Source organism: Campylobacter concisus, from assembly GCF_002912425.1.
Lineage (GTDB): Bacteria > Campylobacterota > Campylobacteria > Campylobacterales > Campylobacteraceae > Campylobacter_A > Campylobacter_A concisus_AH.
The window spans coordinates 1-8,803 of record NZ_POYR01000015.1; the positions used below are offsets into that span (position 1 = coordinate 1).

At 43.0% G+C, this 8,803-nt stretch carries 6 protein-coding genes; 5 read left to right on the forward strand and 1 reads right to left on the reverse strand.

The window, feature by feature from the left end; genetic code table 11:
- The first annotated feature begins 42 nt into the window (after nucleotides 1-42).
- The 4 genes from sdhA to CYP84_RS00975 all read left to right on the forward strand — a co-directional run bounded on the left by sdhA (nucleotide 43) and on the right by CYP84_RS00975 (nucleotide 4,287).
- Nucleotides 43-1,881, forward strand: a complete 1,839-nt coding sequence (gene sdhA, locus CYP84_RS00960) for an 8-methylmenaquinol:fumarate reductase flavoprotein subunit (RefSeq protein ID WP_103636369.1) — start codon at nucleotides 43-45, stop codon at nucleotides 1,879-1,881.
- A 9-nt stretch (nucleotides 1,882-1,890) separates the two neighbouring features.
- Nucleotides 1,891-2,856 (forward strand): 8-methylmenaquinol:fumarate reductase iron-sulfur subunit, encoded by a 966-nt coding sequence (sdhB, locus tag CYP84_RS00965; protein ID WP_103636370.1) that lies wholly within the window; start codon nucleotides 1,891-1,893, stop codon nucleotides 2,854-2,856.
- 2 nt (nucleotides 2,857-2,858) lie between these two features.
- Nucleotides 2,859-3,716 (forward strand): 8-methylmenaquinol:fumarate reductase membrane anchor subunit, encoded by an 858-nt coding sequence (gene sdhE / locus CYP84_RS00970; RefSeq protein WP_103590861.1) that lies wholly within the window; start codon nucleotides 2,859-2,861, stop codon nucleotides 3,714-3,716.
- 319 nt (nucleotides 3,717-4,035) lie between these two features.
- Entirely contained in the window at nucleotides 4,036-4,287 is a 252-nt protein-coding gene (locus CYP84_RS00975; protein ID WP_103636371.1) for a hypothetical protein, read from the forward strand.
- An 88-nt stretch (nucleotides 4,288-4,375) separates the two neighbouring features.
- Here CYP84_RS00975 and CYP84_RS10650 read toward each other — a convergent pair whose 3' ends face one another.
- Entirely contained in the window at nucleotides 4,376-4,594 is a 219-nt protein-coding gene (locus tag CYP84_RS10650) for a hypothetical protein (RefSeq protein ID WP_180996349.1), read from the reverse strand.
- Here CYP84_RS10650 and CYP84_RS00980 point away from each other — a divergent pair.
- Entirely contained in the window at nucleotides 4,548-8,735 is a 4,188-nt protein-coding gene (locus CYP84_RS00980) for a hypothetical protein (protein WP_180996350.1), read from the forward strand. The genes CYP84_RS10650 and CYP84_RS00980 overlap by 47 nt on opposite strands.
- Nucleotides 8,736-8,803 lie beyond the last annotated feature (68 nt).

Below are 8,803 nucleotides of genomic sequence, written 5' to 3' on the forward strand. Positions count from 1 at the left end.
GTTTTTTGACGCTAATAAACTTATTAAAATAGGAAGTTATCAATGAGTGAAAAATTTACCAGAAGAGAATTTCTACAAAGCGCCTGTATCAGCGTAGGTGCGCTAGCTACAACAGCTGGTGCAACCAATGTTTTTGCTGGCGAGTTGCCAAAGGGCAATGAAAATGGCTTGCCATCTGTTGATGTGCTAATAATCGGCTCTGGCGGTGCTGGACTTCGTTCAGCAACAGCCGTTCGCAAGCAATATCCAAACTCAACCGTCGTTGTCGCTACAAAGATGATGCCATCACGCAACGCGACCTGTATGGCAGAGGGCGGCATAAACGGCGTTACTGACTTTAGCAACGGCGATAGCTTCAAGCTTCACGCTTATGACACCGTAAAAGGTGCAGCATATCTTGCTGATCAAGATGCAGTTGTGAAATTTTGCGAGGCAGCAGGCGCAGTCATCCACGAGCTAGACTACAACGGCATGCTCTTTTCTCGTAAAGATAATGGCGACGTGGCATTTCGTTTCATGGGTGGCGCTAGCAAAAAACGCTGTAACTACGCAGCTGATAAAACTGGCCACGTTTTGATGCACGCCTGTCTTGACGACGCTATCACAGCTGGCGTTAAATTTCTAATGGATCATGAGCTACTTGAGATCGGTCTTGAGGACGGCAAGGTCGAAGGCGTCGTTCTTCGCAACATCCAAGATGGTCAAATTTACCCAGTTCTTTGCAAATCTCTAGTCATCGCAACTGGTGGATACACTAGAATTTTCTATAACCGCACATCAGTTCCATTTATAGCAACAGGCGATGGCATAGCTGCTGCGCTTAAAGTAGGTCTTGGTTTTGAGGACCCTGAGATGCTTCAGTTTCACCCAACTGGCGTTCAAAATGGCGGCACACTTATCACAGAAGCTGCTCGTGGCGAGGGTGGATACTTGTTAAATAACAAGGGCGAGCGCTTTATGAAAAACTATCACGAAAAGATGGAGCTAGCTCCTCGTGACGTCGTCGCTCGTGCGATCGAGACAGAAATTCGCGAAGGTAGAGGCTTTGGCGAGGGTATGAGCGCTTATGTGCTTTGCGATGTTCGTCACCTTGGCAAAGATACTATCATGAAAAAGCTTCCTAAAATTCGCCACACTGCTATGCTTTTCCAAGACATCGACCTTATCGAGCAACCAGTGCCTATCCGCCCAACAGCTCACTACTCAATGGGTGGCATAGAGGTAGCTAAATTTGATGATATGAGCACAAAAATCCCTGGAATTTACGTAGGTGGTGAGGCTTCATGCGTATCTATCCACGGTGCAAACCGCCTTGGTGGTAACAGCCTAACTGACGCAGTTGTAACTGGCGATCTAGCTGGCAAAGGTGCTGGTGCTTACGCTCAAAATGCAAAATTTGCAAGCGGTAAGAAAACTTCTGAGCTAGCAAAAATGTGGCAAGATAAATTTAAAGCTATCGCAACAGGCGAGGGTGGCGTAAATGATATGTACGCACTTCGCGAAGAGCTTGGTAAAAACAACTGGGATCTAATGGGTATCTTTAGAACTGGTGCAAAACTAGATCAGCTCTCTAAAAACCTAGAAGCTATCCAAGCAAAATATGACACCCTTAAAGTGCCAAATCAAAACCCAGTCATGAACACAGCATTTACTGACTATGTCGAGCTTGGCAACCTTATACTTCTTTCTCGTGCAGCATGTCTTGCAGCGCAAAATCGCCTTGAGAGCCGTGGCGCTCACACAAGAGAGGACTATCCAAAAAGAGATGATGTAAATTTCTTAAAACACAGCATAGTCACACTAAAAGACGGCAAGCTTGAACTTAGCTACAAAGACGTTGTGACAGGCATATTTTCACTTGACGGCAAGAAGCCAGAGTAAGGAGCTAGGATGAAAATTATTATCGACCGTTTTGACGGAACTAAAAAATATGAATCAACTTATGAGCTAACAAATGAAGAGGTCAAAGGCAAAACTCTTTTAACAGTGCTTTTTGACATCAAACAAAAAAAGGATGCGACGTTAAATTTCACAGCATCTTGCCGCTCAGCGATATGCGGTGCGTGCGCTGTTAGAGTAAATGGTCACTCATATCTAGCTTGCGATACAAAGATGAATGAGCTTTTGGCTGAGTTTGGCAATCCAGATACTATTAGAATTTCACCACTTGGAAATTTCAAGGTTATCTCAGACCTTATGGTGGATTGGGAGCCAAGTATCGAAAATTTACGCAAGATCAAACCAAGCATCACTGCTAAGCCAGAATTTAGCGCTGCAAAAGGCTGTAAGCAAAGCCAAAAAGAGTATGACAAAGTCGCACTTGAATGGGACTGCATACTTTGCGGTGCGTGTGCTAGTGAGTGTAATAAACTTGAAGCAGACGCGAGTGATTATATGCAGCCATTTGTATTTGTTCATGCTTATAGAGCTGCCTTTGACTCACGTAGCAAAGATCCTATGCCACACCTAAAACCAGCTATCGATAATGGTCTTTGGATGTGTGTAAAATGCCAAGAGTGTGCTGATCGCTGTCCAAAAGGCATAAGCGCATGCGGCGACATAACTGATCTTCGCATCATGGCTATACAAAAAGGCTTTAATGAGGGCATGGGACCAGATCACGCTGAGGCGTTCTTAACTGATCTAGTTGATGGCTCGGGCAGACTAAATGAGGTTAGACTTGCACTTCGTTCAGAAGGCGTTATCAAAAATATGGGCAAACTAGACATCGCTGCAAACTTGATGCTTGCTGGCAAGATGAATCCGCTTCATGTATTTGGCGAAGAAGACATAGAAGGTCATGACGATCTAGTAAAAATGATAAATGCGGCTCGCAAAGCTGCTAGTAAGGAGTAATTATGCAAAATGAATTCGCTTTTTTCCCAGGATGCGTACTCACTCAAGCAGCTAAAGAGGCTAAGATGTCGCTTGAGGCCATCGCTCCAGTACTTGGCTGGAAGCTTCACGAGATAAAGGGCTGGAGCTGCTGTGGGGCTCAACAAGCACAAGATGTCGATCCTATGGCTGCGCTTGTGGCAAATGCTAGAAATATAGCGCTTGCAGAGCAGATGAATATGCCGATGCTTACGACATGTTCAACCTGTATGCTAACTCTAACAAGAGCAAAAAGCACGCTTGATAAGGGCGCAAAAGATCGTATAAATACCTTTTTGGCTGAAGGCAATATGAAATATAACGGCTCAACCGAGATCACAAGCCTTCTTTGGGAGCTTTATCAAAATGTCGATACGCTAAAAGCAAAGGTTGTTAAGCCACTTAGCGGCCTAAAAGTAGCGCTATTTTACGGTTGTCACAGCCTAAGACCTGAAAAAGATCTACACAATAGAGAAAGTTCAGTCAATCCAAAGAGTTTTGAAACCGTCGTAAGCGCACTTGGTGCTACTATAGTGCCGTTTGAAAAAAGACTTGACTGCTGCGGCTTCCACGCTAGCTATCCAGCTGGAAAATCAGTAAGAAAAATGTCAAGCCAGATCGTAAATAACGCTGATCAAAATGGCGCAGACGTAGTTGTAACTCCGTGCCCACTTTGCCAAATGCAACTTGACATCTATCAAGAGAGATATCAAGATGAGAACCACTCAGATGTTAGAAAACCTATCATCCACCTCTCTCAGCTTGTAGGTCTTGCACTTGGTCTATCTGTTGAAGATCTAGGTCTTGATCTAAACATCATCGACGCTAGCAAGATAGCGTAAATTTTATCCCACGTCTTTTGGCGTGGGATATTTCAAACATAAATTTTTCAAAATAAATAAAATTTGATAACAAAATAGTTTTAAAATTTACTTTGTGACATAGAAATTTACCTGCAACTAAAATTTATTTAAATTTACTCTTTTATATCATCGTAAAAATAGCGCTCCATTAGATAATAGCAATAAATTTTCGATATAAAAAAGAGTGGCAAAATGACAATTTTTATCTAAAATCACTTTATTTATTTTGTAATACTTTTAGCTATAATCGCGTTAAAATTTAAATGGATGTATTAGTTATAAATTTAAAGGAAGAAAGATGCAAAGCGTTGGTGTTGTTGCAAAGATAAGTGGAAAAGTTTTTGTAAAACGAAACGGAAAGTTGATCTTGCTAAAGCAAGGCGACGAGATATTTTTGGGCGATGAGATCATCACACAAAGCAGCAACGACACTATCGTTATAAATTTTGATCATGCTGCACCTATCACGCTACTTGAACACAAACTATCATCATCACAAAAGAGCTATCAAATGCAAAATTTGACACCCAAGGCAATGAAGCGCAAGTAGAAGAGGACAAGAGAAGGATCTTTGGTGAAAGCGAAGGCTCAAATAGCAAAAACAGCGACGAAAACGCTCAAAACTCTAGCCACCACTCTCATGGCTCAAGCCATGGTAGCGACACAGCAAGCATAAATGGGTCAAATTTTGACACACAAGGGCACATCTCAAACGTAGTTTGGTTTGATGGCGGTACATTAGAGCTACCAGCTATCATCTCAAGTGAGCCAGCAATGCCGGTTAGCTCTATTAGCGGTGCAGCGCCAGTGGTGGCAGAGCAAAAAGAGAGCGCTCTAGCTATCCTAGCACCAAGCATTGCGCTTTTAAAAGACCTTGATGGCGATGGCTATATCAATATCGTAGAAGCAGGTGGCGATCCTAATCACACAAGCATGGCCGTTGCTTTTAACAATGACTTTAGGCCAGGCGACAAAGTAACGCTAGAAGTTGTAAATAACGGCGTAAAGACCACGCTTTCTTACAAAGTAGACCTAGCAGGCACAAGCGTGATAAATGAAAACAATCCAAGTGAAATTTTGCCTATCATGCCAAATGCAACAAATCCAGATCAAAAAGAATTTATCATCCCAAGCGTTGCTATCACGCCAAATACCCCGCTTAATGTAAGCTCTAGCATCACGTTAGCAAATGGTGCCAGCTCAGCTCCAGCAAAGGCAGCCGCAAGCGTTGATACCGTTACGCCAGCTCTTAGCTTTACAAAGGTGGTTTTAGGCAAAGACCTAAACGGCGACGGCGTGATAGACGCTAGCGAAAATGGCTTTAATCCAGCAAGTAGTACGCCAAGCGATGATGCGAAGATCGTTTTATCGCCAAATATGAAAATAGGCGACAAGATAAAGCTTACTACCACCGATCCTGACGGCACTTTGCATGAAAAGACGCTTGTTAAAACATCTAGTGGCACGCTTGTAGATAAAGATAGTGGCGAGAGCTATCCGCTCACAAGTGAGAGCGGCGGAAATGTCGGCTTTAACGTGGCAAGTGCTGTTAAAATTTCATCATCAACGCCAACAAATGTAAATATCCAAATGATAAGCAAATCAGGCAACCCAGGTGCGACAGATACGATAACTATAGCAAATAATAACAATCCGATCGCCGTTTTTACCCTTGATGAGAACAAAGATGGCATTATAAATGCAGCCGAACTAGCTAAAAGTGGCGGCACGGCGTCGCTTATTGATATCTATGTGCCAAACAACGCCGCAGTTGGCGACAAGATCCGCATAAAGGTCGATGACCCAGCTAGCACACCAACAAGTGTCACAAAGACCTATACTATCGCACCTGACGGACTTACTGCCACGCTTGATGGAGGTAGCGAGACTATCTCTATCCAAAATGGCAAGATCACAGTTACTGACCCTACGAGCTCAACTGATCCAAGCAGGAAAAAGCTAAGCACGACGATCATTGACGGCACGACTGGAGTTACAAAAGCTTCAAGTGTGAGTGAAATTTCAAGCGATACGGTCGCACCTGTTAGGTCTCCGCACGTGCAGTTTGCAAAAGATAGCGATAAAGACGGCGTGCTAACTAGTAAAGAGAGTGGCTTTAGTCCTGATGGCGTGAAGACCTCTATAAAGATGAAAATTCCAAACGATGCAAGAGATGGCGATAAATTTGAGATAGATATCGCAGGAAGCGACGGCAAAACAGATAAGATAACCATTAAAATTTCTCAAAACGCATCCGGCACATATAGTGCCACAAGAGATGATGGTGTAGCTATCAATGTAAATAATGGCACCATAGAGACCACGACAAAACTTTATGGCGTTACGACAAATTTCACGACCACATTTACCGACAAAGCTGGCAACAAAGCAGACCCAGTCACAGACGAGATCACCGTAGATAACAGCATAAAGGTGCAGTTTGCAAGGGATAATGACGGAGACGGGCTAATAGATAGCATCACCACCCCTTCTGGCTCACCCTCAACCCAAAGCGACCTTGATATCTACGTGCCTAGCAACGCAAAACCAGGAAGCAATGTAAGCGTCACTATCTCAACTCCGACTATACCAGCCATAACCACAACGGTCAAATATACAATAAGCGACGATGGACTAACCGCCTTGCCAAGTGACGGCTCAGCGCCACTTCCTATCGTGGATGGCAAATTTAGCATACCAAATGTCCCTATCTCGGTCGATCACTCTACGCCCGTTAGAGCCACTATCACGACACCAAACGAGGTCACCACAACTGATGGCGTTCGCGGTAGGCTCTTTGACTTTGGAATTTTAAGCTATATAGATGACGTCAAACTTGCCACACAGATAGATGGCGGAGCTATAAATATCGCTAAATACCTTAGGGTAGAGGACTATGAGAAGGTTATCCAGAAAAATAACTTTGATGATGAGACAAAAACCATAAAAGAGTACAACATCTCACTTACTAACGACGAACAGCCAAACATTATATTTGGCGTGGACCGCGACCCTGGTACAAAGCTTCGTTTAGCACTTGAAGATGATCATGGCAATGCCAAAATTTTACCAAGCGGACAAACATATATAGATCTAACAGTCGGAGCAGATAAGCGTGTAAATATGGACTTTGAGGCCCTTGGTATAAAGCTAGATGAGAGATACTCAAACATAAGAGCGACCGTTTTAAAGAGTGATGACACAAAGGATGATGACCTAATAGTTCACGTAGATCTAGACGCCACCCCTGATGCGATCGGCACTCCAACGGCAACTTCACATGTAACTAGCGTAGATATCGCAGGCAGTGTTGGCACCGATGCGAGCGGCAACAACACGCTAAACAAAAACACCATAAACAAAGTAGATCTTTACGATCTGCTAAATTCCGTCCATAAAAGCTCAGCTCTTGATGATACGCACAGCTACTCTGAAAATTTTGCCCTGCCAGCAAACAGCACCGGAGCAAATTTCATGATAAAAAATGCCGACACCGCAGGAAACGTCTCTGTTAGCACGGTGACATTTATCGGTAACAGCGGTCTTGATGCTGATATGTGGTTTTATAACTATGTAGATCCATCTTGGAGGGCTAGAGTTGGTGGCGATTCTGGTGTTTACTCGCAGCGAGGGGGCAAATCCATCTATAAAGACTATATTAAAATTTACTCTCCAAGTGCCTCTACTACATATGACGTTGTGCAGTTTGCCTCTGGAACGCGCTATAAGACCCTGTCTGATCAAGGCAATATGCACGCAGAAGATCTAGCAAGAGTGGGTAGATACGGAAACGATGCCTTATATGACGCATCCAACCCATACGCACCAAAGAAATTTAGAAACGGTGTAGATACGACTGCTGGTACTGGAGAAAATATAAGCTTTGCAAATGGCATATTAAAAGGCAAGCCTGGCAACTACACGCTTGGCGAGTCAAACCCTGTTGGCTCTGACCTTGTCATGAAAATGGATGGTTGGATATATGTAAATGCTCCTGGTACATACTCAGTCAGAGCAGCCGACCTACACAACTATGTAGAGCTAACTATAAATGGCAATACACAAAAATTTGGAAGTGCAACAACATTCATACAACCATCCACAGAAGCATCATATGGCAAAAATGGTCAGTGGTGGAGCAGGGATTTTACATTTAATAAGGCTGGCTTTTATAAATTTGATATGGAGTACATGGACGGAACTGGCGAGATGAATTTATCTTTGTATATAATGCAAAAAACCAGTGCGCCAGCTAGTGGACCATATCCATCAGATACTTTGGTGGGTTCAGAGCATAGCGGTACTCGCCTCTTTAGCAACAACTACGTTGAAGCGCTCATTCAAAATGATTTTATAAAAAAGATAGGCACTACAAATTCTTACGAGATAAATACAAGCAAATATAGCGAGGCAAATTTTGGCGACCCTGTATATCTAAAACAAGAGGGTGATGTAAAGGGTGGCAACCTAGATGACGCTTTTGTTTATAGTAAGGGCAGGGCGATAGACGGCAAGGGCGGAGTAGATACGCTTATAGTGGTTGATGATGTGGATTTTTCAAATTTAGATAATGTTAAAAAGATAAATAACTTTGAAAAAGTACAACTTGGCAGCGCAGATCAGGCTGTTTCTATAAAATTTAGCCCAAATGGCATCTTTGACATCGTAGATAGTAGAAATACAAGAGATGCGAGCAATAGCGCAGCCAGCGAGAGCGTAAATACCGTGCTAAAGGTTATAGGTGATAGCAAGGACCTGGTGCAGCTTACACATGATTTTGTAAAAGCCACAAAAGCAGATATCACCACGCTAAATAATAAACATAGCGTTGTTGGCGATACTTATAACAAAGTAGATGTCACAAGCGATGGTGACGCTGTAAATCAAGTCTATAAAGCGACCTTTAATCGCCAAGAAGTTATCAATGGCAACACAATAAATTCAAAGCACACCGTTTTTGTCGAGATCCAAGACGGTGTACAGGTTGATCTGTTGTAAAGCTCATATTGGTTCTTATAATAGGACTAAGAATAGTCTATAAATTTAAAATTTACGTAGTTTTATAT